This is a genomic window from Paenarthrobacter sp. 22069 (assembly GCF_052046035.1).
In the GTDB taxonomy this organism is placed as follows: domain Bacteria; phylum Actinomycetota; class Actinomycetes; order Actinomycetales; family Micrococcaceae; genus Arthrobacter.
Genome location: NZ_JBQEQF010000035.1, coordinates 1 through 23,976, shown reverse-complemented (window position 1 = coordinate 23,976; position 23,976 = coordinate 1). Strand labels below are relative to the sequence as shown.

21 protein-coding genes and 1 pseudogene are annotated in these 23,976 nt (G+C 67.4%); 10 read left to right on the top strand and 12 right to left on the bottom strand.

Going from position 1 to position 23,976, the window contains the following annotated elements:
* Positions 1-26: 26 nt before the first annotated feature.
* Genes ACTJK0_RS20090 through ACTJK0_RS20080 form a run of 3 tightly spaced genes read right to left on the bottom strand, consistent with a single transcriptional unit; the run spans position 27 to position 4,066 of the window.
* Entirely contained in the window at positions 27-635 is a 609-nt protein-coding gene (locus ACTJK0_RS20090; protein ID WP_110543172.1) for a dihydrofolate reductase family protein, read from the bottom strand.
* Positions 636-662: 27 nt separating this feature from the next.
* Positions 663-2,663, bottom strand: a complete 2,001-nt coding sequence (locus tag ACTJK0_RS20085) for a vWA domain-containing protein (RefSeq protein ID WP_440746373.1) — start codon at positions 2,661-2,663, stop codon at positions 663-665.
* A gap of 14 nt (positions 2,664-2,677) precedes the next feature.
* Positions 2,678-4,066 (bottom strand): sigma 54-interacting transcriptional regulator, encoded by a 1,389-nt coding sequence (locus tag ACTJK0_RS20080; protein WP_110543175.1) that lies wholly within the window; start codon positions 4,064-4,066, stop codon positions 2,678-2,680.
* A 234-nt stretch (positions 4,067-4,300) separates the two neighbouring features.
* Between ACTJK0_RS20080 and ACTJK0_RS20075 the strand changes: the two genes are divergently transcribed.
* Positions 4,301-4,930: an MSMEG_4193 family putative phosphomutase gene (locus ACTJK0_RS20075; RefSeq protein WP_440746372.1), complete on the top strand. Its 630-nt coding sequence runs from the start codon at positions 4,301-4,303 to the stop codon at positions 4,928-4,930.
* Positions 4,931-4,988: 58 nt separating this feature from the next.
* Positions 4,989-5,690, top strand: a complete 702-nt coding sequence (locus tag ACTJK0_RS20070) for an SCO1664 family protein (protein WP_440746384.1) — start codon at positions 4,989-4,991, stop codon at positions 5,688-5,690.
* A 9-nt stretch (positions 5,691-5,699) separates the two neighbouring features.
* Here ACTJK0_RS20070 and ACTJK0_RS20065 read toward each other — a convergent pair whose 3' ends face one another.
* Positions 5,700-6,428, bottom strand: coding sequence for an SGNH/GDSL hydrolase family protein (locus ACTJK0_RS20065; RefSeq protein ID WP_440746371.1), 729 nt, complete (start codon positions 6,426-6,428; stop codon positions 5,700-5,702).
* A 327-nt stretch (positions 6,429-6,755) separates the two neighbouring features.
* Between ACTJK0_RS20065 and ACTJK0_RS20060 the strand changes: the two genes are divergently transcribed.
* Positions 6,756-7,517 carry an MBL fold metallo-hydrolase gene (locus ACTJK0_RS20060; protein WP_440746383.1) on the top strand — a complete coding sequence of 254 codons (762 nt, stop codon included), beginning with the start codon at positions 6,756-6,758 and terminating at the stop codon, positions 7,515-7,517.
* Here ACTJK0_RS20060 and ACTJK0_RS20055 read toward each other — a convergent pair.
* A complete protein-coding gene (locus tag ACTJK0_RS20055; RefSeq protein WP_110543181.1) occupies positions 7,514-8,338 on the bottom strand; it encodes a DUF1206 domain-containing protein in 825 nt (274 codons plus the stop codon). The genes ACTJK0_RS20060 and ACTJK0_RS20055 overlap by 4 nt on opposite strands.
* Before the next feature lie 205 nt (positions 8,339-8,543).
* On the opposite strand from ACTJK0_RS20055, the gene ACTJK0_RS20050 reads away from it, so the two are divergent.
* From ACTJK0_RS20050 to ACTJK0_RS20040, 3 genes are read left to right on the top strand one after another with little or no spacing between them, the layout of a single operon-like run.
* Complete coding sequence (locus ACTJK0_RS20050) at positions 8,544-11,093, top strand: ABC transporter (protein WP_440746382.1); 2,550 nt, start codon at positions 8,544-8,546, stop codon at positions 11,091-11,093.
* A 46-nt stretch (positions 11,094-11,139) separates the two neighbouring features.
* The gene (locus ACTJK0_RS20045) at positions 11,140-11,757 is read left to right on the top strand and encodes an SDR family oxidoreductase (RefSeq protein ID WP_440746370.1); all 618 of its coding nucleotides are present in this window, start codon (positions 11,140-11,142) and stop codon (positions 11,755-11,757) included.
* Positions 11,758-11,802: 45 nt separating this feature from the next.
* Positions 11,803-12,003 (top strand): hypothetical protein, encoded by a 201-nt coding sequence (locus ACTJK0_RS20040; RefSeq protein WP_440746369.1) that lies wholly within the window; start codon positions 11,803-11,805, stop codon positions 12,001-12,003.
* A 5-nt stretch (positions 12,004-12,008) separates the two neighbouring features.
* Here the strand turns inward: ACTJK0_RS20040 and ACTJK0_RS20035 are convergent, their stop codons facing one another.
* Positions 12,009-13,331, bottom strand: coding sequence for an MFS transporter (locus tag ACTJK0_RS20035; protein WP_220034388.1), 1,323 nt, complete (start codon positions 13,329-13,331; stop codon positions 12,009-12,011).
* Between the two features lie 451 nt (positions 13,332-13,782).
* Between ACTJK0_RS20035 and ACTJK0_RS20030 the strand changes: the two genes are divergently transcribed.
* The gene (locus tag ACTJK0_RS20030) at positions 13,783-15,216 is read left to right on the top strand and encodes an SPFH domain-containing protein (protein WP_440746368.1); all 1,434 of its coding nucleotides are present in this window, start codon (positions 13,783-13,785) and stop codon (positions 15,214-15,216) included.
* 10 nt (positions 15,217-15,226) lie between these two features.
* On the top strand, positions 15,227-15,469 hold the full coding sequence (locus tag ACTJK0_RS20025) for a hypothetical protein (RefSeq protein WP_110543187.1): 243 nt from the start codon (positions 15,227-15,229) through the stop codon (positions 15,467-15,469).
* A gap of 24 nt (positions 15,470-15,493) precedes the next feature.
* Here ACTJK0_RS20025 and ACTJK0_RS20020 read toward each other — a convergent pair whose 3' ends face one another.
* From ACTJK0_RS20020 to ACTJK0_RS20005, 4 genes are all read right to left on the bottom strand, one after another.
* Positions 15,494-16,525 (bottom strand): aldo/keto reductase, encoded by a 1,032-nt coding sequence (locus tag ACTJK0_RS20020; RefSeq protein ID WP_110543189.1) that lies wholly within the window; start codon positions 16,523-16,525, stop codon positions 15,494-15,496.
* Positions 16,526-16,539: 14 nt separating this feature from the next.
* Positions 16,540-17,433, bottom strand: a complete 894-nt coding sequence (locus tag ACTJK0_RS20015) for an SMP-30/gluconolactonase/LRE family protein (RefSeq protein WP_440746381.1) — start codon at positions 17,431-17,433, stop codon at positions 16,540-16,542.
* 135 nt (positions 17,434-17,568) lie between these two features.
* Positions 17,569-19,755: a bifunctional polysaccharide deacetylase/glycosyltransferase family 2 protein gene (locus tag ACTJK0_RS20010; protein ID WP_440746367.1), complete on the bottom strand. Its 2,187-nt coding sequence runs from the start codon at positions 19,753-19,755 to the stop codon at positions 17,569-17,571.
* Between the two features lies 1 nt (position 19,756).
* The gene (locus tag ACTJK0_RS20005) at positions 19,757-20,326 is read right to left on the bottom strand and encodes a hypothetical protein (RefSeq protein ID WP_110543194.1); all 570 of its coding nucleotides are present in this window, start codon (positions 20,324-20,326) and stop codon (positions 19,757-19,759) included.
* 144 nt (positions 20,327-20,470) lie between these two features.
* Here ACTJK0_RS20005 and ACTJK0_RS20000 point away from each other — a divergent pair, with 144 nt between their 5' ends.
* Positions 20,471-21,637, top strand: a complete 1,167-nt coding sequence (locus ACTJK0_RS20000; RefSeq protein WP_440746366.1) for a cytochrome P450 — start codon at positions 20,471-20,473, stop codon at positions 21,635-21,637.
* 74 nt (positions 21,638-21,711) lie between these two features.
* Positions 21,712-22,227: an AAA family ATPase gene (locus ACTJK0_RS19995; RefSeq protein ID WP_110543196.1), complete on the top strand. Its 516-nt coding sequence runs from the start codon at positions 21,712-21,714 to the stop codon at positions 22,225-22,227.
* 50 nt (positions 22,228-22,277) lie between these two features.
* On the opposite strand, the gene ACTJK0_RS19990 is transcribed toward ACTJK0_RS19995, so the two are convergent.
* Positions 22,278-23,021 carry a lytic transglycosylase domain-containing protein gene (locus ACTJK0_RS19990; RefSeq protein WP_110543197.1) on the bottom strand — a complete coding sequence of 248 codons (744 nt, stop codon included), beginning with the start codon at positions 23,019-23,021 and terminating at the stop codon, positions 22,278-22,280.
* 17 nt (positions 23,022-23,038) lie between these two features.
* A pseudogene (locus tag ACTJK0_RS19985) lies at positions 23,039-23,927 on the bottom strand (IS5 family transposase).
* Positions 23,928-23,976: the final 49 nt, after the last annotated feature.

Sequence of the window (23,976 nt, the reverse complement as noted above, 5' to 3'; positions counted from 1 at the left end):
CCGTCTTCCAAGCGGGCAGCGGTTGGTTACTGCGCGCCGCCGGGAGGGGGACCCTCGATCACCCGTGGGATGTACTCGAGCAACTGCAGGCGGCCGTCGAAGGTCCTGCTGTCCACCATGTCGAGGGCAACATCAGGGTAGCCGTCGAAAATCCGTTCGCTTCCGGTGCGTCCGGTGATCAAGGGGAACACCACCAGGCGGAACCGGTCCACCAGGCCCGCGGCCAGCAGGGAACGGCACAGGCTGAGGCTGCCGAGGGTGCTCAGCAGCCCTGGATCGGACTCCTTCAGCCGGCCCACGGCCTGCACGGCATCCCCGGCAACCAGCCGCGAGTTCGGCCACCGGAGCGGCTCCGTCAGGCTCGACGAAAACACCACCTTGGGAACGGCCGCAAGGCCTGTCAAGGATGCACTTTCGTCGTCCGAATACTCCCCGCCCCCGCCCGCGGCGTCCGCCGACATGCCTGACATGAGGCGGTAGGTGTTCGCACCCATCAGGTAGGTCCGGTCCCCGCCTGCTTCCTGCTGGAGCCAGGCCAGATACTCCGGCCCCTCCAGGCCCCACCAGCCCGGCCACCCCTCACCGGAAGCGCAGCCGTCCAACGTGATGATCAAATCCACCATCAGCTCACCCATGCCGGCCACTTTATGCCCCGGGACTGCTCAGAACCAGTCCCCGTCGGCGTAGGCGCTGCGGACGTGGGCGCGGAGGTACTCGCCCACCACCGCGGCGCCCAGGTCGCCCACTTCCGGCGCCACCACACGGCCGTCCACGCGCCGGGCCATCCGCTGGATGAACCTCTCCAGGCCGGGGTCGTTGCCCAGGCGGAAGAACGTGGTGTGGACGCCGGAACGGCCCAGCCGGTCCAGCTCGGCAACGGTGGCACGGATGGTCTCGGCATCGGGCGGCCAGTTGAACCAGGAGTCTCCGTCAGGCAGAAGGTGGGCCGTGGGTTCACCGTCGGTCACGACCAGCAGGACGGGCTGCATGGACGGGTGCCGGCGGAAGAACCTGCCGCCCAGCAACAGTCCGTGGTGCAGGTTGGTTCCCTGTTCACGGAGGGCGGGCAGTGCGGTGAGTTCCCCGATGTCCATGGACTGCGCGTAACGGCCGAACGTGATCAGCTGCAGCCGGTCGCCACGGAAACGCGTGGACACCAGGTGGTGCAGGGCCAGTGCGGTCCGCTTCATCGGCACCCACCGGCCCTCCGCCGCCATTGAGAAGGAGACATCCACCAGCAGGACCACCGCGGCCTGGGTCCGGGCCTCCGTTTCTGACACTTCGATGTCGTCGACGGCAAGGCGCAGTCCCCTGGTGGGGTCGCCGCCGTCGGCCATGGTTCGGCGGATGGCGTTGGTCATGGTGCGGGTGACGTCCCAGGGCTCGGCGTCCCCGAACTCCCACTGCCGGCTGGAGCCGGTCTGCTCGCCGGCTGCCCCTGCCGTCCTGGTATCCCGGTTTCCCTGCCGTCCTGACAGCTGCCGGGCGGTGTCGCGCAGCAACGACTTCCCGAGCCGCCGCATGGCCTGGGGCGACAGCCGCAGGTCGCCGTCGGCACCCCGCCGTAGGTACCCGCCGTCCTGCATCGCCCGTTCGATCTCGGCGAGGGTGCGGGCGCTCACGGCGGCATTCTCCCCGAGCTGGCGGGCAAGCGCGTCCAGGTCCAGGTCATCGAGCCTGGAGCCGTCATAGGACTGGGAAAGCTGCTCCGACAGTTCGTCGAGCTCGGCGATGTCCTGCAATACCCCGGTGCCGTCGCCCAACCCCAGCCCCTCCTGCCCTTCGAACCGTTCCGAACCCGTCCAGTCCTCCCCCGGACGCAGGGCCTGGAGGGTGGCATCGAGCTGGCTGAGCTGGTTCATCAGCTCCGGCGAGCCGAACGCCTGCGCGGAGAGCCGCATCAACTCATCGCGCTGCTCAGCGGACATGGACTGCAGGAGCCGCTGGGCGGCCGCGGCGCGCTGGGCAAGGGCGTCCACCAGTTCCTCCACCGACTGCGGATTCTCCGGAAAGAACTGGCCGTGCCTGGCCATGAATTCCTGGAAGTCGGCGTCGGTGTCTTCGCCGCGCTGGTGCTTCGCCAGCAATTCATTGAGGTCCCGCAGCATGGCGTTCACGGCTTCGCGGTCCTCATCGGTGGCGCTCTCCAGCGCCTGCTTCATACCGGCAAACCGCTGCTCGAGGACCTCCCGGCCCAGCAGGTCCTTGATCCGGTCGTAGGCTTCCCGGGCTGTACCTGACTGCCAGTCGTAGGACGCGAGTTCGTTGACCGCCGCGGCCGTGGAAGCAGGCAGGTTCTGCAGCTGCATCTCCCGGAAAGCACGGTCCGTGTTGTCCATCATGGCGTCGCGGGCCAGCTGCTTGCGTTCCTCCAGCACCGCGGTGTCCAGAAGCTTCTTCACCTCGTCCAGGGTGCCGTCCAGGCGGTGCCGGCTGAGCAGGTCGCGCCGGCGCTGCTGGACCCGCCGGGCAAGGTCGTCCAGCCCTTCCCGGTTCCGGCCGCCGCGCCGCAGGAACTCCTGGAGGGCATGGCGGGGCGAATAGCCCGCCATCACGTCTTCAGCGACGGCGTCGAGCACCTCGGCCAGGTCCACCGGCGGGGCGAGCGGATCGGGCCCGCCGGTGTACCGGCCGTACCTGGCGGACCGCTTATGGATGGCCATGCTGCCTCCCGTGCCTAGCCGTAAATGGTTTCCTCGTCGTCGGATTCCTTGGAGATCCGGCGGCCAAGGTAGAGGCCTTCCAGGGCCAGTTCGACGGCGGCGGCCCGCTGTCCGTCGTTCGTCGCGCCCAGGCGCCGGCCGATTTCGTCGTAGAGGCCGGAGCCGTTCAGGGAGGGCAGGTTGCCCAGGAATTCCTGCGCCGTGACCTGTTCCCCGGTGGTGACGGTGCGGTGCCCGTCCAGGGCGGCCACGAGCGGACCCATGTCCAGGCCCTGGAAGTGCGCCCTGACCGCTTCCGCGGTGGCGGTGCGCAGGAGGTGGTCCAGGATGCCCTGTTCGCGGCCTTCCTCGCCCGATTCGAACTCGATCTTGCCCGTCAGGACTTCCACGGCCGGCTCTAGGTCGATGATCCGGGCCACTGGCTGGTCCTCGCCACGCAGGCTTGCCCTGCGCAAGGCGGCCGCGGCCACCGTCTCCGCACCGGCGATGGCGAACCTGGCGGAAACGCCGGAGGTCTGGTTGATGGCCGGGGACTGCCGCAGCGCCCTGGTGTAGCGGGCCAGGATCTCCAGGATGAACGGCGGTACGTCCGCCACCAGCTGGCCCTCCTGGCGGATGACCGACACCTCGTCGTCCAGCTCAATGGGGTAATGCGTCCTGATCTCGGCGCCAAACCGGTCCTTCAGCGGCGTGATGATCCGGCCGCGGTTGGTGTAGTCCTCCGGGTTGGCGGATGCAACCACCAGCACGTCCAGCGGCAAGCGCAACACGTAGCCGCGAATCTGGATGTCCCGTTCCTCCATGACGTTGAGCATGGCCACCTGGATGCGTTCGGCGAGATCCGGAAGTTCGTTGATGGCAATGATGCCGCGGTTGGAGCGGGGTATCAGCCCGTAGTGGATGGTTTCCGGGTCCCCCAGGCGGCGGCCCTCCGCCACCCGCATCGGGTCAACGTCGCCAACCAGGTCGGCCACCGAGGTGTCGGGGGTGGCAAGCTTTTCGACGTAGCGTTCGGAACGGTGCCGCCAGGCGATCCGGAGCCGGTCGCCCTCGGTCAGGGCCCGGGCGCGGGACTGCTCGGTGATCGGTCCGAACGGGTGCTCGTTCAGCTCCGAATCCTCGATCACCGGCGACCACTCGTCCAGCAGCCCGGCCAGGGTGCGCAGCAGGCGGGTCTTGCCCTGCCCCCGCTCACCCAGCAGCACAATGTCATGCCCGGCGATCAGGGCCCGCTCGAGCTGCGGAATCACCGTCCGGCTGAAACCGTAAAGGCCCGGCCACGGGTCCCGGCCCGCGGACAGGGCGGCCAGGAGGTTGTCGCGGATTTCGTGGCGCAGGTCTTTCTGGACATGGCCTGCCGCACGCAGTTCACCAACGGTATAGATATCGGGGCGATCAGTCACTCCTCTACGGTAATCCCGGTCCTGCGGCTAATCGATAGATTCCTCCAGATTCCTCGGACCCGAGGGGCGGTCCACAGAGCTGCCAGGATTCCCCGCCGGGTTCCCTCGCGGCTACCGCTTGCCGCTCTCCGCGCCTCGCAAGCTCGGCACAGGGCCCCCTCGCGGCTACCGCTTGCCGCTCTCCGCGCCTCGCAAGCTCGGCACAGGGCCCCCTCGCGGCTACGCTTAGACCCGATGACACAGAACACGCTGATCCTCCTGGTGCGGCACGGCGAGACCCCCACCACGGGAAAGGTCCTGCCGGGCCGGGCACCCGGGCTGCACCTGTCCGAGCGCGGACGCGCGCAGGCGGATGGCGTTGCCGGCCGCCTTTCCGGCCTTTCGGTGGACGCCATCTACTCCTCGCCGCTGGAACGCGCCCGGGAGACCGCGGAGCCGGCCTCAATCAGTTCCGGAGTGGCAGTAACGGAAGAAGCCGGGCTCCTTGAATGCGACTTCGGCGATTGGACCGGCGCCGAGCTCTCCGGCCTCGCCGGCCTGCCGGAGTGGCAGACCGTGCAGCACAATCCGTCGGTTTTTCGGTTTCCCAACGGCGAGTCGTTCTCAGGGATGCAGGCCAGGATGGTCGGCACGCTGGAGGACCTGCGCGCCGCCCACAAGGGCGGGGTGGTGGTCTGCTTCTCCCACGCCGATCCCATCAAGGCGGCCGTTGCCCACGCTCTGGGCACCCACCTTGATCTCTTCCAGCGGATCTTCATCAGCCCGGCGTCGGTCTCTGCGATTTCCTACGCGGATGGCCAGGCGCCGGCCGTGCTCACGGTGAACTCGACGTCGGACCCATTGAGCGGGCTGAGGCCGGCATGACGGCCTACCTGCCGGTGCCGGACGGACGGATGCGCCGCACAGGCGCTGGGGGCGCATGGTGTCCGGCCGGGAGCTGACCCTCCTCACCGAGGGCCGCGTGGAGCTGCTGGGCCGCATCGTGACCGGCAGCAATGCCACCTTCCTTGCCGAAGTGACCTGCGGCGACGATTCTGCCTGGGCGGTATACAAGCCGGAGGCCGGGGAACGGCCGCTGGCGGATTTCGACGCCGGCCTGTACCGCCGGGAGCGCGCCGCCTACCTGCTCAGTGAAGCGCTCGGGTGGGGCATCGTGCCGCCCACGGTGGTCCGGACGGACGCACCCCTGGGCGTCGGGTCGCTGCAGTGGTTCATCGAGGGCGACCAGCAGGAGCATTACTTCACCCTCTTCGCGGATGCTCCGGAAACGCACGCGGCGCTGGCCCGGATTGCCCTGTTCGACTACGTGGCAAACAACACCGACCGCAAAAGCGGTCACGTCCTGCGCGGCGCCGACGGGCATATCTGGGGCATCGACCACGGGCTCTGCTTCTCCGCCGCCTTCAAGCTCCGCACGGTGATCTGGGACTTCGCCGGCGATCCCGTTCCGGAGCCCCTCCTTGAGGACATCAGCCCGCTGGCCCGCGAGGTCCCCCTGGACGTGGCCGCCCTGCTCGACCATGCCGAAGCGGCGTCCCTGCGGCGCAGGGTCCAGCATATGTTGAAGGAAAAGACCCTTCCGGTCGACCGGACCGGGATGCGCTACCCGTGGCCTTTGGTCTAGGCAGGGGCCTCACTGCGCTTCCGGGCGCCCCTTGCCGGCGGCGGCCGCCGGGGCCGCCTGCTCCAGGTGGGCGCCGATGTGCTCCAGCAGGTAGTGCTGCCCCAGGACGGTGGGGTGGTCGCCATCCGGGCCGATAAGGTCGTCGAAGTCATCGCTGATCCAGCCCTCGGCAATGGGGTCCACGAACTCGCCGCCCGCCTGCCGGGCAGCGGCTTTGAGTTGATCGCTGATGTCCACCAGTCCGGGGTCCGGGATTGCGGTGTACGACGGCGGCCCTACCACGATGATCTTCGCCGCCGGGGCAAGGGCTGCCGCACGGTCCATGGCGGCCAGGGCGGCGTCGCCGATGTCGGCAGGCGCGTAGCCCAGATCGTTTTCTGACCCGAAGAACACCACAACGCCCGTGTTTGCGGTGACGAAGTCGTCCACCTCCGTGCCGAAGGTGCCGCCAAAATCGCCGGGGCTGAGGTATCCGCTGCCGTCCTCGGCCGCATTGACTACCTCCAGTCCCGCCACCTGCGGGTCCGTCCGCATCAATGCCGGCCAGGCCTGCTGCGGCGAGGTGCCGTGGCCGGTGCTCAAGGAGTCACCCACAACCACAACGCGGACCGGGGATTGCCCCGTGGCCAGGGGCTGGGTTTGGGCCGCGCTCCCTGACGTTACGGCCAGGAGGATGACGGCCCCGGCGGCCGCAAAGGCGCGTCCGGGATGCCCGTGCGGAAACACAGTGTCCTGCATGGGCGCCGCCTCCTGCCTGGGGTCCTGGAGAGCTGCGGGCAGGAATTGCCAGCAGCCGATCCGTCCTTTGTCTCTGTCCTATGGTAGGCAATGGTGGAAATACTGTAGGTCCAAGGTGACCAGGATCAACAGATGCACAGCGAGTGCACAGGAACTTTAGGGGGCGTTAGGTACCCCGCGTGCCCCCGCCCCGGGCAGTGACCGCTGCCGGGCGGTCCGGGCTACGCTTTATCCGTGCAGCGCAAAACTCCCGTGTGGGACGCCTCAACCGGCCTTTCCGAGCAGGCACCCGGTGTCTACTTCGTCGAGGGCCCGGCCTCCAACTGGATGGTGGTCCGGGACGGACCCGACTTCATCCTGGTTGACAGCGGTTACCCCGGGGACCGCGGCCACGTGCTTGCGTCGCTGCGCCACCTGGGCCTGGAACCGGCGGACGCCGCTGCGCTGCTGGTTACGCACGGCCATGTGGACCATACCGGCTCTGCGGCCTTCTTCTCGGAATCGTTTGGAACCCCGGTCCTGTGCGCGCCCGAAGAACTGGCCCATGTCCGGGGGCAGGAAGAACACCAGGTCACTCTTGGCCAGGTCCTCCGCCGGGCATGGCGGCCGCGCGTCTTCCGCTGGATGGTGCACGTCATCCAGGCCGGGGCGCTGTCAGCGGAGCCCGCAACACGGGCAGAGGCATGGGACGCTGCCACCCTTCACGCCCTCCCCGGCCAGCCCGTTGCCATCACCCTCCCGGGCCACACGCCCGGCAACGCGGCGCTCCTTTTCCCCGCCGCAGGTGCCGTCGCCGTCGGCGATTCGTTTGTCACCGGCCACCCGATCAGCCCCGCGTCAGGCCCGCAAATGCTGCACCCCATGTACCACACCGATCCGGCCGGCGCGATTGCCGCACCGCGGAACCTGGCCGGCGTGGACGTATCCGTGATCCTCCCCGGCCACGGTCCTGCTCTGCATATGCCGATGGCCGAAGCACTGACGGACCTGGGCCTCCAGGCAGGGGCCGCGCGCCGCGGAACAGGGAGACGGGGATCAGGGAACCGCGGATCAGGGAGCCGGGGATCAGGGAACTGGCGCCGTGCCTAGAACTTTCCGTACCGGGCCCGTGCCATTGAGTACACGCCGTAGCAGATGAGCCCGGCGGCAATGGCCGCCAGGAGGAAGACGCCGTAGGGCTGTGCGCCAAGGGTCTTCAGCCCGCCATCCAGCCCGGAAGATTTGGAGGGGTCGGCCGTTGCGGCCGCCACGATGATCAGGACTCCCACGACGGCGAGCACCACGCCCTTGGCTGCGTAGCCGACAGTGCCGAGCCACTCGACGGCCGTGCGGGCGCTGCCGGGGTCCTGGAGGTCCCTCATGAACTTCCGCGAGATACCGCGGTAGGCGTAAAACACCCCGGCACCGATGATCGCCAGGCCCAGGGCGATCAGGAGAACCACCCCGGTGGGGGCACCCATGAGCTTCGCCGTGAAATCACTGGCCGACTGGCTGGAGTTCTTGCTGCCGCCGGAGGCAAAGACCGCAAAGGTGAAGGCCAGGAACCCGAAGACCACCGCTTTGCCCGCAGCACTTGCCGCCGCCTTGAGTTTCTTCTTGGAGTCGGTTTCGGTACGGGCCCCAAAAAACGCCTCGCTCAGCATCCACAGGGCAAGCGCCGCGCAGGCAACCGCACCGACCCACAACAGGATCCCGCCGCCGGGTTTTGAGGCCAGGGTTCCGATGGCTCCGGACTGGTCAGCTTCTCCACCCTGGCCCCTGTCCAGTTGCAAGGCGATGACGCCGATGAGGATATGGACCAGGCCGATGAAGACGAATCCGGCCCGGGCCAGCATACGAACCGCCGGGCTGCGGCTCGCCGACGCGGCCTCGGATACTGCCCTGTTCGCTCCCTGCGACGCGTTGCCCATGGCCGGCCCTTCCACGTATGTAGTTGATTTTCGGCCCCACCGGGCGGCGCCTGCTGCCTGCCGGCCCCGCGGGATGATTCAGTGTAAATCCGACCGCGCCGTCCCGACAGATCCCCTGGAGTTCGGGACGCGGCGGATGGCCGCTAGAGTCGAAGCGGTGCATGCCGAACAGAACGTTGATGACCTGACCGCCCTGAACCTGCAGATGCCCGGCCTGCCCGCAGAGACCGGCGGCCACGGCGAAGGCGGCTTCGTCCGGGTGCGCGGTGCCCGCGAAAACAACCTCCGGAACATCAGCGTGGACGTGCCGCGGGACGCAATCGTTGCCTTCACGGGGGTTTCGGGCTCGGGCAAGTCGTCGCTGGCCTTCGGCACCATCTACGCCGAAGCGCAGCGCCGCTTCTTCGAATCCGTCGCACCCTACGCCCGCAGGCTCATCCAACAGGGCCATAACCCCAAGGTGGAACAGATCACCGGGCTGCCACCGGCCGTCGCACTTCAACAGCGCCGCGGCACCGCCAGCACCCGGTCCACCGTGGGAACGGTCACCACGCTCTCCAATTCGTTGCGGATGCTCTTTTCCCGCGCGGGCAACTACCCTGCCGGGGCCACGCCGCTGGACTCCGATGCCTTCTCCCCCAACACTGCTGCCGGCGCCTGCCCGGAATGCCACGGGCTGGGCACCGCCCACACGGTCACTGAAGCATCACTGGTTCCGGATCCGTCCCTGAGCATCCGCGACGGCGCGATTGCTGCGTGGCCCGGTGCCTGGCAGGGCAAGAACCTGCGGGACATCCTGACACACCTGGGGTACGACGTGGACCTCCCCTGGCGGCAGCTGCCGCGGAAGGACCGGGACTGGATCCTCTTTACGGAGGAACAACCCGTGGTGGAGGTGACGCCGCAGCGCGACCGCGTGGCCAAGCCATACAAGGGCCGGTTCTGGAGTGCCAGGAGCTACGTAATGCACACGCTGCTCGACTCCAGCAGCGCTGCCATGCGGGAAAAGGTGCTGCGGTTCATGGAAACGGGGCCCTGCGCGAGGTGCGGCGGAACGGGGCTCAGGCCCGAGGCCCTCGCGGTGACGTTCGCCGGGCACACCATCGCCGGGCTCAATGCAGTGCCCATGACCGAACTGGCCGGGATCATCCGTCCCACCACCCTGCTGGCCACAGCGGATACCGCATCACGGAAACAGTCGTCCGAGTCAAATGAAGTGGCGGTGGCCATCACCCGCGACCTCCTGCAGCGCATCACGGTCCTCCTGGAACTCGGCCTGGGCTACCTGGCGCTGGGCCGGGCCACGCCGACGCTCTCACCCGGCGAAATGCAGCGGCTCCGGATCGCCACCCAGCTGCGTTCGGGGCTTTTCGGCGTGATCTACGTGCTGGATGAACCGTCGGCAGGCCTGCACCCCGCGGACGCCGAACCGCTCCTGGCAGTCCTGGACCAGCTGAAGGCATCGGGGAACTCCGTGTTCGTGGTGGAGCACAACATGGATGTGGTCCGCCGCGCGGACTGGCTGGTGGACGTCGGTCCCCGCGCCGGGGAGGACGGCGGGCAGGTGCTCTACAGCGGTCCGGTGCACGGCCTGGACCAGGTGGAGGGGTCTGTAACACGGCCGTTCCTGTTTCCTGGTGGCCAGGCGGAATTCAACGGCGGCGCCGGCAACGAAGGGCCGCGGGAAGCTGCCGGCTGGCTGACGCTGGGCGGCATCAGCCGCCATAACCTGGACAACCTGGACGCCGCCTTCCCGCTCGGTGTCCTGACGGCAGTCACGGGCGTTTCAGGCTCGGGCAAGTCCACCCTGGTCAGCAAGGTGCTGGCCGGTCTTGCCGGGGCGCGGCAGGCTCGGGATGATAACCAGTCAGGGTCCGAAGAGCCGGACGGCGGCACCGGGGATGACGGTGGCCCGGGCAGCGTGGGGCATGTGTCCGGGCTGGAAAAGATCGACCGGACCGTCACGGTGGACCAGAAGCCGATCGGCCGCACGCCGCGGTCCAACCTGGCCACCTACACAGGATTGTTCGATGCCGTCCGGAGGGAGTTCGCCGCCACCGACGCGGCGAAAAGCCGGGGCTTCGGGCCCGGGCGCTTTTCCTTCAATGTGGCCGGTGGACGCTGCGAGACGTGCCAGGGCGAAGGATTCGTGGCCGTGGAACTGCTCTTCCTGCCCGGCAGCTACGGTCCGTGCCCGGAATGCAACGGCTCGCGCTACAACCCGCAAACCCTGGAGGTCACCTACCATGGCAGGAACATCGCGGAGGTCCTTGGCATGACAGTCGACGCCGCCGCCGGTTTCCTTGCCGGAATACCCGCGGCCGCCCGTTCCCTCCGCACGCTGCAGGAAGTGGGCCTGGGCTACCTCCGGCTGGGCCAGCCTGCCACCGAGCTGTCCGGCGGTGAGGCGCAGCGGATCAAGCTGGCCACGGAGCTGCAGCGCGCCCGGCGTGGCCACACGCTGTACCTGCTGGACGAGCCCACCACGGGACTGCACCCGGCCGACGTCCAACTCCTGGTGGCGCAGCTGAACCGCCTGGTGGACGCCGGCAACACGGTGATCGTCGTGGAGCACGCCATGGACGTGGTGGCCGGGGCTGACTGGGTGCTGGACCTGGGACCCGCCGGTGGTGACGCCGGCGGGCGGATCGTCGCCGCCGGCAACCCCGTCGCCGTCGCGCGGTCCCGCACCAGCCGCACCAGCCCCTACCTTGCAGCCGCGCTCACGGCCCGCACGGGAGCCCGGGACCGGTAGCGGCCGAGCCCTTGCCCTCCTCCCTGCCGGCGCGTATCACTGAGGAATGCGTTCCCGGAAGCCGGCGGTCCGGCACGATCTGCTTCGGGGCCGGGTGGCAGTGGTCACCGGCTCAAGCCGCGGGCTGGGATATGCGATGGCGCGGGAGCTGGGCCTGCACGGTGCCGCGGTGGTGCTGGCGGCACGATCGGACGACGCCGTTGCTGCCGCCGTCGAACGTTTGCGGGCTGAGGGCATCGCGGCGTCGGGGCGGCACTGCGATACTGGCGACCTGGCGGACGTGGAGGCGGTCCGGGACGAAGCCCTCGCCCGGGGGACGCTGGACATCTGGATCAACAACGCCGGGACGTCGGGGGTGTTCGGGCCGACGGCATCAACGCCCGTGGACGATTTCACCCGCGTGGTGCGCACCAACATCCTGGGCACGTTCCACGGGACGAGGGTGGCTTTGCCGGTCTTCCTTGCCCAAGGCCACGGCGACCTGGTGAACCTCTACGGCCAGGGAGACCATGGACCCGTAGCCCTGCAGAACGCCTATGCATCGAGCAAGCGGTGGGTGCGGCAGTTCACCGAAACGCTGCGGCTGGAAACCAAAGGGACCGGCGTGCGGGTGCACGGCCTGAACCCCGGCTTGGTGGAGACGGAACTCCTGGGGCGGGTGTGAGCACAGGCCGGGTACGGGCATCGGCTCGGGGCCCTGCAGGTGGTGGTGGGGCTGTGGGGCCAGGATGCCCGCGAGGCAGCCCGGCCCATCGTTGGACTGGTGACCTCGGATGCAGCGGAATACCGGTTCCTGACCAGGCGGAGGCTGGTGACGCACGGACTGCACAACGTGCTGCGCGGCCGCCTCCGCCGGAGCAGCAGGATGCCACTGGACGTCACCGTGGTGGACGGACACCCGGGAGACTGACGACCCTACGGGATTCCCGGCCTTGCCGTGGCGGCGGCGTCCTTTGCCAGGGCTCCCTTGGCCCTGGGCAGGAAGATCAGGGCCAGCATTGCGATGACGCAGCAAAGGATGAGGTAGAGCGAGATCACCGTTGAGTTCCCATAGCTGGCCAGCAGGGCCGCGGCAATGAGGGGTGCAGGGCCGCCGGCGACCACGCTCGCCAGCTGGTAGCCGAGCCCGGCACCCGTGTACCGGATGTCCGTGTCGAAGCTCTCTGCGATCAGCGCCGCCTGTGGGCCGTACTGGATGTCGTGCAGGACCAGGCTCACCACGATGGCGACACCCACCCAGAGCGCGTCACGGGTGTTCAACAGCCCGAAGTAGGGGAAGGCAAAGAGTGCCGTCAGCACGATGCCGGTCCCGTAGACGCGGCGCCTGCCAAAACGGTCTGACAGTCGCCCGAACAAGGGAACACTGATCAGCCCCAGGGCAGCGGCAATCAGGGTGTCGTCAAGAATCGAGTTGCTGTCCAGTTTCAGCTGCTTGGTGGCGTAGGTAATGACGAAGGTGATGAACAGGTAGAACGGGGCCTGCTCGGACGTCCGCACCAGGGCGGAAAGGAGGATTTCCTTGGGCTGGCGCCTGATCACCTCGATGATCGGGGCCCGCACCACTTTGTTGGATTTCCGGATTGCTTCAAACTCCGGGCTTTCGATGACGCGCAGCCGAACAAAGAGGCCTACTCCGATCAGGATGATGCTCAGGATGAAGGGGATCCGCCAGCCGTACGCAACAAAGCCGTCCGTTCCGGTTGCGGCCGTGGTGATCCGGACGACGCCGGTGGACAGGACAAGTCCCAGCGGCACCCCAATCTGGGGCCAGGACGCGGAAAGTCCGCGGCGCTCCTGGTTACCCCATTCCATGCTCAGCAGGACGGAGCCGCCCCACTCACCGCCGACGCCGATCCCCTGGATGATACGGAGCAGCACCAGCAGGACCGGCGCGGCGACGCCGATGCTTTGGTAGGTGGGAAGGCAGCCAATCAGCACCGTCCCGAAAGCCATCAGGAAAAGGGTGGCCATAAGGGTTGTCTTGCGGCCGATGCGGTCACCGAAATGGCCGAAAATGGCGGCACCGATAGGCCGGGCAACAAAGCCGACAAATTGTGTGCCGAACGCTGCAAGCACGCCGGCCAAGGCAACCTGCCCCGGGAAGAACAACTGGGGAAACACCAATGCAGCGGCAGTTCCATAAAGGAAAAAGTCGTACCACTCAATGGTCGTTCCCACCACGCTTGCCACGACGGCCCGCCGTACGGCCTGCTCCCGGGTCACTTCTTGAATACTCATCATCACTCCATTGGTCTGATGCAGTAGAACGCCCGGCTTGGCCTCGAAAAGCTGGGAAATAAGTTTTGAAGCCAGGCCTGGACCCGCAGTGCGGATCCTCCTTTCATGGTGCGAGGGTCGGTTGCCTGTGTCAACGGTCCGCGGACCGGGATCCCGCCGGGTGCGGACGCGCCCGGAGCCGGTAGTGCCCTTGATTTCCAGGTGGAAAACCCGGCACCGAAGGTGGAGCCGGGACGGCAGCCGGCAGCCGCCGTCGGACACCTTTGATGGTTGCTGCAGGCAAATATCAAACCGGGCTCTGGACTCTTGGCCGGGCCCCCATCAGACTGTCTACAACAGCTGGCCGGGCCCGCCGGAATTGACGGTACTTTGATTGCCTGGTGCTTTGGACGGCTGCATTTATTGGGGCTTTACCGTGATGCCTGTTTCGCGGCATTGAAAGGACCTGGTTATGCCGGACTTTGCACCGTTCTATCCGCTTATTGCCATTATTCTCGGGGTGCTCGTCGCCATTGCCTTCATTTGGGTGGCCACAAAGCTGATGTGGAAGGTGGCTGAGCCAAACGAGGCACTGATCATTTCCGGGCTGACGCGGGGAACCTTGGAAACCCGGGAAGGAATGGATTTCAAAATCGTCACGGGCAAGGGCGCACTGGTCCTTCCCGGGCTCCAGACCGTGCGGCCCCTGTCATTGACACTGAACGAAACGGAGCTCAAAGTTTCCTGCGTTACGTCACAGGGCATCCAGGTCATTGTGGAGGGCGTCGTCATTTACAAAATCGGTGACGCGCCGCCGTTCATTGCCAATGCGGCCCGTCGCTTCCTGGGCCAGCAGCCAAAGATGGAGAGCCAGGTATATAACGTTTTCGAGGGCCATCTGCGTTCCATTATTGGCAGCATGACCATGGAGGAAATCATCCGCGAGCGGGACAAACTCGCGTCGCAGGTCCGCAGCGCCAGCGGAGTGGAGATGGAAAAGCTGGGCCTGGTAGTGGACTCCCTGCAGATCAAGGACCTGCAGGACCCCACCGACTACATCCAGAACATCGCAAAGCCCCACATCGCCCAGGTGAAGATGGAGGCCCGGATCGCCGAGGCCACCCGCAACCGGGAGGCCGCGGAGAAGGAGGCAGAGGCCGCGGCGCTGATCGCGGACGCCCAAAGCGTCTCGGCCATCCGGCAGTCGGTGGCACAGGCCAACGCGGAGCGCGCCAGGGCGAACGCCGCCCAGGCCGGCCCTCTCGCCGAGGCCACGGCACGGCAACAGGTGGTGGTGCAGGAAACCGAAGTTGCCAAGCTTGAGGCTGACCGGGAAGAGCAGAAACTGCAGACGAGCATCCGCAAGCCTGCAGACGCGAAGGCCTACGCGAAGCGCACTGACGCTGAAGGCCAGAAGGCTGCGGACATCAGCGCAGCCGAAGCCCTGGCCCGCCGTACCGAACTCGAGGCCCAGGCGAACGCACGCCGTACCGAGCTGCAGGCCCAGGCGAATGCGACCGCGGCGGCTGCCGCCGCCGGCGCCACGAAGGTCACGGGCGAGGCCGAGGCCGCCGCCACCAAGGCGAAGGGCGACGCCGCGGCGTCCGCGATCAAGGCCAAGGCGTTGGCGGAGGCTGACGGCATCAAGGCCAGGGCCGAGGCGCTGGGCATGAACCAGGACGCCGTCATCTCCCAGCAGCTTGCGGAGAACATGCCCGCCATCATCGCGGCCGCGGCGGAGCCGTTCGCCCACGTGGGCAACATGACGGTCCTGAACGGCGGCGAAGGCGTCAACAAGATGCTGGGCGGGATCCTGGCCCAGGCCGGCGATTACCTGCCGGCCATCGCGTCGGCGCTGCGCAAGGGTGAAGACACCAAGCGGCCGCCCAAGGCTCCCACCCCCTAAGGGCAGTCCAATGCGGAAAGACGTTGACCGGAGCCTGACGGGCAGGATCGGGCGCGTGACCGGGCGGATCGCCCCGGGCACCATCGGCGAAGTCATGCTGCCCTACCTTGGCGGGATCATGGCATTCCACGCCCACCCGTTCGACAAGGCCAGCGTCTTTCCCGTGGGCTCCGAGGTGCTGGTGATCTATTTCGACCCGCCCCAAACGGTGTACGTGGATGAATTGCCTGATGTGTTGCGGCACGCCGACTAGCGACCTCCGCCTGTGCCGGCTGAGCTAGCGTCCGCCCTCCATTTTGCGGCTGCGCTGCTCCTGCGCCATAGGACCATAGGGGTAAACGCCGGTCTCAGGCTCACTGGCCCGGGTGAGCCGGTCAACGTCCCCGGCGCTGAGCTGCAGTTCACCGGCGGCGAGGTTGTCGGCCAGCTGTTCGGTAGTCCTGGCGCCAAGGATCACCGAGGTGACGGCCGGACGGTCCGCGAGCCAGGCCAGCGCTACCTGGGACGGACTCACGTCGTGGGCCTGGGCGATGTCCTCGACAGCATCGATAACGGCCCACGTGCGAGGGTTGTCGTTGCGCGCCTGCCAGGCCTCCATGCCGCGTTCGGGGTTCTCCCCCAGCCGGGTGGCTCCGGACGGGCGCTGGTCCCGCTTGTACTTGCCGGACAACCAGCCGCCGCCCAGGGGTGACCAGGGCAGCAGGCCGACTCCGGCGTCGAGGGCTGCCGGAACGATTTCATATTCGATCCCGCGGACCAGAAGGCTGTACTGGGGCTGGAGGCTGACGGGCGGGTTCCAGCCATGGCTCCGCGCCACGTGCACGGCCTTGGTGAGCTGCCAGCCCAGGAAGTTGGAAAAGCCGTAATAGGCGATCTTGCCCCGGGACACGGCGTCCTCAAGGAAGCGCAGGGTTTCCTCCAGGGGCGTGACCGGATCCCACGCATGCATCTGGTAGAGGTCGATCTGTTCCACGCCAAGGCGGCGGAGGGAATCATCCAGGGCGCGGGTCAGGTGCCTGCGTGAGGTTCCGACGTCGTTCGGTGCCGTGCCCATGGGGAAGCGCCCCTTGGTGGCGATCACCGCGGTGTCCCTGAGGGCGGGCCGGCCGGCCAACCAGCGGCCGATGATTTCCTCAGACACCCCGCGGCTGTAGACATCCGCCGTGTCAATGAAGTTGCCGCCTGCTTCGAAGTAGCTGTCCAGGATGGTGTGGGAGGTTTCCTCCGTCGCTTCTGCGCCGAAGGTCATGGTGCCCAGCGCGAAATTGGTGACGACGGTGCCGCTTCGGCCAAGGGTTCGGTGCTGCATGGATGTCCTCGCGATCAGTGGTGGGTGGATTCCCGGTACCGGGCTGCCGCGTCCGTGGTGGCACTGCGGATCCGGTAGAGGCTGGTGGTTGCGGTGATGTAGAGATCGCGGCCGTCAGGACCGCCGAAGCACAGGTTTGACACGGTCTCCGGCACCGCGACGGTGTGCAGGAGTTCGAAGGACGGCGTGTAGACCTGGACCGACGGGCCGGCGGAGGTCCAGATCCTGCCTTCGACGTCCACCCTCAATCCGTCGGCAGCGTGGCCGTCTTCCAACTCGAGAAGGCCCGACCGCGGGCCGCACCTGCCGTCACGGACAGGATAGGCGGCGATCCGCAGCGGCACGCCGTAGCCGCGGCCGGCCGTATCCGCCACGTAGAGGATGGATTCGTCCGGCGAGAAGGCCAGCCCATTGGGGTGCACCAGGTCGGTGACCACTGCCGTCAGCGCTCCGGAGGCCGGATCGAAACGGAACACGTGGCAGGCCCCGTATTCCTGCTCCCCTTCGTGTCCTTCCCTGGTGCCGGGAAGGATGCCGTAGGGCGGGTCCGTGAACCAAATACTGGCGTCCGTGGCCACCACAACGTCATTGGGTGAGTTCAGCCGGTGGCCCTCGAACGAGTCAACGATCCCCGTAACAGTGCCATCGCGGTCACGTTCCACCCGGCGCCGGCCGTGGCTGCACTGCACCACGCTGCCGTCGGCATCCAGCGTCCGGCCGTTGGTGTATTCGACGCCGAGCGCGTAGTCCCGGGTACTCCCGGTGGCGGGGTTGAACTCGAGGATCCTGTTGTTGGGAATGTCGCTCCAGCGCACGGTCCGCGACGACGGCACCCACAAAGGGCCCTCCGCCCACAGGGTGCCCGTGAAGAGGCACTCCAGCCGGCCAGTGGTCAGATCCTTGCCCATCGGCGCTCCTTTGCCGTCCCGCTTCCTGCCGCCGCGCTGCCCGCCCTTGCCGCGCCGTTCAGCGGCGGCACGCACAGGCACCACCCTAGCGCGCGCACCGGTCACGACGGCGGAACCCCACCGAGCCGAGGAAAGTCAGGACCCGTGGGGCTGGCGCTGGGCGTCCGGGACGGTCAGGCTGCCGTACCTTTCCATCCGGTGCCAGCGCAGGTGGACTCCGGTCACTGCCGTGACGACCGCCTGGATCACGACGAGATACATGAGCTGCCGGTAGACGAACTGCTGGAGCGGAAGCGTCCACAGCGGGCCAAGGGGTTCCTTGTCGAGCCGGAACGCGTAGGCGGCCATCAGCATCTGCACCGCGAGGAAAGCGAGCCAGAGAACCGCGATCCGCAGCGGGTCGAGGAAAACCAGGCCGTAGACGGCGAAGACGTCGACAATGGGCGCGAAGAGGGGAAGCAGGACCTGCAAAACCAGCAGGTAGCCCAGTCCCCGCCGGCCGAGCTTGCCGGCGGCACCGTTCTGGATGACCGCGCCGCGATGCTTCCACATCGCCTGGAGGGTGCCGTAGCACCAGCGGTAGCGCTGCTTCCACAGGGCGCCGAGGGTGGCTGGAGCTTCCGTCCACGCCCGGGCATCCTCCTGGTACACCACGCGCCAGCCGTCCCGGCACAGGGCCATGGTCAGGTCGGTGTCCTCTGCGAGGGTGTCGTCGCTGACGCCGCCGACGTTGCGGAGGGCAGCCAGGCGGAAAGCGCCGATGGCGCCGGGCACGGTGGGCATGCATTCGGCCACGTCGAACAGCCGCCGGTCGAGGTTGAAGCCCACGACGTATTCGATGTGCTGCCATGCACCCAGGATGCCGCCGCGGTTGGCAACCTTGGTGTTTCCCGAGATGGCCCCTACCCGGGGGTCCGCGAAGGGTTGGAGCAGCGACCTGACCGTGTCGGGCTCAAAGACGGTGTCGCCGTCGACCATGACCACCAGGTCGTAGCTGGCCGCCAGGATCCCCGCATTCAGGGCAGACGGCTTGCCGCCGTTCTCCTTTCGGATGACCCTGACACCGGGCAGGCCGAGTGCCTCGACGATGTCTGCCGTGCCGTCCGTTGACCCGTCATCGACCACGATGACCTCCACCGGATGGGAGGACGCGGCGATGGACCTGACGGCAGCCTCAATACCGGCAGATTCGTTGTAGGCAGGGACGATCACGGTCGCCGGTTCAGTATTCACAGGCCGGGGCACCATGTCCACCCGCCTCCGGCCGCGGCCCTGGCGGGCGGCACGGCGGGCCGCCCGGCTGTGGCGGGCCGCGAAGAACATCACCAGGACGGCACGGACCAGCGTGACAACGCCCGCCGCGACGAGGGCCCAGGAGATGGCCGTGACCACCAAGTCGCTGAAGCGGATGCCCCAGACAAGGGCAGAACCGCGTGCCTGCTCCAGGCCCGAGGCGGGACGCATGGTGTCAACGCCTACAGCGCCACCCACGGTGGTGACGCGATAGCCCTGGTCGGAGAACCGCGAGAGGGCCTGGTCCAGGGCGGCGACGGTCTGTTCCCTGTCGCCGCCGCCGTCATGCATCAGGACCACCTGGCCCTGCGGTCCCTGCGGCTTGAGGCTGTCCTCAATCGCCTGGACGCCTGGCTGCTGCCAGTCCTTGCTGTCCATGCTGCTCAGCACGGTGAGGTAGCCCTCATCCCCCAGCCCCTGCATCGCGGACCACGTGCTGTCGGTGACCGCTGCGTTGCCGGCGGTGTAGGGGGGCCGCAGCAGGGAGACGGACTGGCCCGTGACGCCGACGATGGCGTCCTGGCCCCCTTGCACCTCAAGCCAGCGCCGCCACTGCGCGGCCGCGCCCAGGTCCGTATGGGTCAGGGTGTGGACCCCGATTTCGTGGCCTTCGGCGACGATGCGGCGCACCAGCTCCGGGTGGTCCACCGCAGCGGAGCCAACGACGAAGAACGTTGCGTGGACATGGTGCTCCTTGAGCACGTCCAGGATGCGGGGGGTCCACTGGGGGTCCGGTCCGTCATCGAAGGTGAGCGCCACGGTGCGGTCGGGCGGGCTGACAGAGCGCACAGATCCACCGCGTGAATCAACCACCGGCCCCCCGCCGGACACGGCGGCGGGGACATTGCCGGCAGACGCGCCGGACGGAACGGCGTCCACTCCGATGCCTCCCAGATGGTGGATGTAGCCCTGCACGGCCAGGGCCAGTCCCAGCGCGATCAGGGTTGCCAGGAGGATGAACCAGTGGGCGGTGACCTTGGCCGGGACCGCGGCCGTGGCCGCTCTCAATGCCTTGCTCGCGTTTGCCATGTCAGGGGCGGGCCGGCGCGGTGGACCGGGTGGTCTGGCCCGGCGCGGTGCCGTTGGCACCCGGAGCGGTTGCGCTTCCGCCGGGCGCCGTGCCGCTTGACCCGGGCGCGGTGCCGCTCATGCCCGGGGCCGCCGCTGCCGTGGTGGGTGCCGCGGCAACAGGGGCGGCAGGAGCCACCGGTGCGGGCGCGGACGCAGGGGGCATCGCGGGCAGGGCCTGGGGCACCGCGGCAGGTGACTGCGCAACAACAGGCACGGCAGCCGGCGTTGGCGTTCCCGCAGCTTCCGTTCCCGCGGCCTGGGCACCGGCGGCGGCAGGAACCGGCGCAGCGGTCAGGGACGGTTCCGGTTGCGGCCCTGCCACGGCCGGAAAGGGGAGGAAAGGCGCCGGGGCACCGGAACCGCCAATGAAGGCGGCGACGAGCAGGACCACATAGCCGGCCACGAGTCCCAGGACACCCAGCCCTAACAGCCGGACCCGCCGGAAACGCCGGCCGGAGGCGTCAACAAAGATGGGCCCGCGCGCCGACTTCGGGCGCGGCTGATCGGAGGTCTTCTCAGGGGCTTTCATCGAGCATCAACCCTAGAGGCTTAAAAATCCCTAGCACAAAATGCCCCCGGAGCGGCAGGCTGTAGCTAAGATCGAGCAACGGTCAGTCAGCTGAGGCCCTGGAGCCCGTCATGCCGGGCGCGCCAGGTGAGCAGGGAGAACACCATGGACACCACCCGGTCCAATGCATATCCACTCGACCCCTTTACGCATTATGAACAGATGCGCTCGGTGGCCCCTGTCCTCCAGGACGATCAGACGGGGAGCTGGCATGTGTTCCGCTACGACGACGTCCAGCGCGTCCTGTCCGAACACGCCACGTTCTCGTCACGGATTGGCGGTGACAATCCCTCCGGGTCCGGGCAACTGTTCGCGTCGAGCCTGATCACCACCGATCCTCCACGGCACCGGCAACTGCGTTCGCTGGTCACCCAGGCGTTCACTCCCAAGGCCGTCGACGCGTTGGCTCCGAGGATCGCGGAACTGGCCAACGGCCTCCTGGATGGAATAGCGGCCGGCGGAAGCGCAGACCTGATCCGGGAACTGGCCTACCCGCTGCCCGTCATCGTCATCTCCGAACTCCTGGGCATCCCCGCCGGGGACCGCGAGCGTTTCAAACACTGGTCGGACATCATTGTCAGCCAGACACGTACCGGTCCGGCCAACGCTGAGCAGGATTCCACCACATCCGAGATGATCGGGTACTTCCTGGCCCTGATCGATGCCCGGCGGAGCCGGCCAGGCAAGGATCTGGTCAGCACCCTGCTTTCCGCCGAGATTGACGGCCAAAGGCTGACGGTGCCGGAACTGCTCGGTTTCTGCAGCCTGCTGCTTGTTGCCGGCAATGAAACCACCACAAACCTGATCGGGAACGCTGTCCTGTGCCTGGCCGAATCGCCAGGCACCCTCGGTCGTGTCCTGGCGGATCCCGCCCTGCACCCCCAAACACTCGAGGAAGTTCTCCGCTTCCGGTCGCCGGTCCAGTCCATGTACCGGGTAACGGCGGTGGAGACGAGGTTGGGCGGCAAGCGGCTTCCCGCCGGCGCGCCCGTGGTGGCCTGGATTGGTTCGGCGAACCGGGACGAGCTGCAGTTTGAGCGGGCGGAAGAGTTCGACGTCGACCGCGCCCAGAACCGGCATCTGGCGTTTGGCCACGGGATCCACTTCTGCCTTGGTGCCCCGCTGGCGCGGCTTGAAGCGAGGATCGCCATGGAGGTGCTGCTGTCCCGCTTGCCCGGGTTGTCCCTTGCTGCCGGGGCGCAGCTCGAGCGGATGGAGAGCAGCATTGTCTACGGGCTGAAGGCCCTTCCCGTTACGTGGGACGCCCGGTAGCGCGCAGCGGTCATTTCGCGGCCTGGATCGTTTTACAGCACCGGTCTCCCCCGCGCCCTTGGGTACCATCAGGCATGGGCAGGAAGAACTTCCTCATCGAGGGCGGCTCTGGCACGGGAAAGACTACGGTCTGCCATGAGCTGCGGCGGCGCGGCTACCAGGCCATCAACGGGGACCGGGAACTGGCCTACCAGGGAGACCCGGAAACCGGCAGCCCAGTGGCGGGAGTGACCGGCATCGCCGTGCATCACCACCACATCTGGGACGTGGACAAGGTGAAGTCCCTCGTCGCGGACCGGAGTGAGGCTGTGACGTTCTTCTGCGGCGGCTCGAGGAATTTCGGGAAGTTCATCGGCTTTTTCGACGCCGTCTTCGTTCTGGAGGTCGATGCCGAAACCTTGGCCAGACGGCTGGACGGACGTCCCCGGGACGAATGGGGTGGACGGGAAGAGGAACGCAGGCTGATTGAGCGCCTCCATCTGACCCGCACAGAGATCCCGTCCGGTGCCATTCCCATCAATGCGGCCGCTCCCCTTCCGCATGTAGTGGATGACATCCTTCGGCGCGTCCAGGCAGGCGGCCGGGCCTAAACGGCCCCCGGATACCCGGCCGCGTGGTGGCAGGCTGCGGTGCGGCCGCGTTAGCCGGCCGGGCCCGCCTTTGCCGCGTAGGTGGTGGCCTGGTCCCGTACCTGGCGAATGTAGGCGTCGGACTGGTTGTAGGAGTAGATGGCATCCGTCCACCCCTGCGCAGTGGTGAGGTCCCGGCCCGGGGCACAGAGATATGTGGCTGCGCTGAGGGCGGCGTCGTCGATATTGAACGGGTCCGCCGTTCCGTCCCCGTTTCCGTCCCGCCCCACGAGCCGCCATGTGGAGGGGATGAACTGCATGGGCCCGACGGCGTGATCCCAGCTGGCGTCGTGGTCCAGGGCGCCGCCGTCCGTATCACCAATGGCGGCGAAGCCATCACCGTCGAGGCTGGGGCCCACGATGGGGCCGCTTGCCTGCCCCCCGGCGTCGAGGCGGCCGCCGCCGTACGTCCCGTGGGCTGATTCGACGAAGCCTACGGCAGCCAGCGTGTTCCAGCCGATTCCGCAGTCCGGATAGGAACCCCTGGCGGCCACGGCCGCCGTGACGTAGGCCCGCAGCGCCCTGGCCGGGATGCCCGTCTGGTTGGCAGCCGAGGACAGCCATTGGGCATCCGGGCTCCGGGTTACGTCCACGGCAGTAGTGATTCCGCTCGGCGCCGCAGCAAGCCTCACTCCCGCCTGCGGTGGAGGCTGCAGGAGGAGCGCGCCCGGCTGCCGGACAGCCCAGAACGAGAACGCGGTGATGGCACAGCCCAGAAGGATGCTGAGGACAACAAGGCGTTTGAGGCGGAGCACTGACTAGGTCGTGTCTGTTAATTGTGTACTCGGTGGAATGTTGTGATCGCTCCTAGTAGTACCCCGCCGAGGAATGTGGTGGCGTACTTGTCGTAGCGGGTTGCGATGCCGCGCCAGTGTTTGAGGCGGTTGAAGCCGCGTTCCACGGTGTTGCGTTCCTTGTAGATTGCCTGATCGAAGGCCGGTGGCCTTCCACCGGCTGAGCCTTTGGCCTTCCGGCGTTCAATCTGATCTGAGCGCTCCGGGATGGTGTGCCTGATCCGGCGGGACCTCAACTCGGTGCGCGTGGAGGGATGGGAGTAGGCCTTATCGGCGAGCAGCCGGAACTGCGTGGCGTCTTGAATCTTATGGGCTTCGAGTAAGGGCACCAGTTGCGGATTATCACCGGCCTGGCCGGGAGTCAGCAGCATCGTGACAGGCGCGCACGCCCGGTCGGTAAGAGCATGGATCTTTGTTGTCAGCCCGCCTCGAGAGCGTCCGATCGCGTGGTCAGCCGGCTCGCTGGGCAGAAACTTGTAACTCGGCACTGCCCCCTGTGTGGTCTGGATCGACCGTCACCTTGGGCGCTCCGGCAGCATGCTGATGTGCCCGAACACTGGTCGAATCAACGGAGAGCAGTGACTCCAACTCCGTGTCCTGGGCACCGGTTGCCGTCTTTACCGCCGCGAACATCTGCTCATAGGACCCGTCGACAGACCACCGCCGGTGGCGCTCCCACACCGACTGCCAGGCACCGAACTTAACCGGCAGGTCACGCCACGGCGAACCGGTGCGAAAACGCCAGCAAATACCCTCAAGCGTCAAACGGTGATCGTTCCAGGGCCGCCCTCGCCGGCCCCCTGCAGTCGCGACTACAGGCTCAATCACCGACCACAACTCATCTGAAATAACATTCGCACGAAGCATCCATCCAGCCTCGAACATCCAAAGCCGAATATTTAGCAGACACGCCCTA

Coding starts and splice junctions, on each gene's coding strand:
- ACTJK0_RS20090 (WP_110543172.1), bottom strand. CDS start 635: ATGGGTGAGCTGATGGTGGATTTGATCATCACGTTGGACGGCTGCGCT.
- ACTJK0_RS20085 (WP_440746373.1), bottom strand. CDS start 2,663: ATGGCCATCCATAAGCGGTCCGCCAGGTACGGCCGGTACACCGGCGGG.
- ACTJK0_RS20075 (WP_440746372.1), top strand. CDS start 4,301: ATGACACAGAACACGCTGATCCTCCTGGTGCGGCACGGCGAGACCCCC.
- ACTJK0_RS20065 (WP_440746371.1), bottom strand. CDS start 6,428: ATGCAGGACACTGTGTTTCCGCACGGGCATCCCGGACGCGCCTTTGCG.
- ACTJK0_RS20060 (WP_440746383.1), top strand. CDS start 6,756: ATGGTGGTCCGGGACGGACCCGACTTCATCCTGGTTGACAGCGGTTAC.
- ACTJK0_RS20055 (WP_110543181.1), bottom strand. CDS start 8,338: ATGGGCAACGCGTCGCAGGGAGCGAACAGGGCAGTATCCGAGGCCGCG.
- ACTJK0_RS20050 (WP_440746382.1), top strand. CDS start 8,544: ATGCCCGGCCTGCCCGCAGAGACCGGCGGCCACGGCGAAGGCGGCTTC.
- ACTJK0_RS20045 (WP_440746370.1), top strand. CDS start 11,140: ATGCGTTCCCGGAAGCCGGCGGTCCGGCACGATCTGCTTCGGGGCCGG.
- ACTJK0_RS20035 (WP_220034388.1), bottom strand. CDS start 13,331: ATGAGTATTCAAGAAGTGACCCGGGAGCAGGCCGTACGGCGGGCCGTC.
- ACTJK0_RS20030 (WP_440746368.1), top strand. CDS start 13,783: ATGCCGGACTTTGCACCGTTCTATCCGCTTATTGCCATTATTCTCGGG.
- ACTJK0_RS20025 (WP_110543187.1), top strand. CDS start 15,227: ATGCGGAAAGACGTTGACCGGAGCCTGACGGGCAGGATCGGGCGCGTG.
- ACTJK0_RS20020 (WP_110543189.1), bottom strand. CDS start 16,525: ATGCAGCACCGAACCCTTGGCCGAAGCGGCACCGTCGTCACCAATTTC.
- ACTJK0_RS20015 (WP_440746381.1), bottom strand. CDS start 17,433: ATGGGCAAGGATCTGACCACTGGCCGGCTGGAGTGCCTCTTCACGGGC.
- ACTJK0_RS20010 (WP_440746367.1), bottom strand. CDS start 19,755: ATGGCAAACGCGAGCAAGGCATTGAGAGCGGCCACGGCCGCGGTCCCG.
- ACTJK0_RS20005 (WP_110543194.1), bottom strand. CDS start 20,326: ATGAAAGCCCCTGAGAAGACCTCCGATCAGCCGCGCCCGAAGTCGGCG.
- ACTJK0_RS20000 (WP_440746366.1), top strand. CDS start 20,471: ATGGACACCACCCGGTCCAATGCATATCCACTCGACCCCTTTACGCAT.
- ACTJK0_RS19995 (WP_110543196.1), top strand. CDS start 21,712: ATGGGCAGGAAGAACTTCCTCATCGAGGGCGGCTCTGGCACGGGAAAG.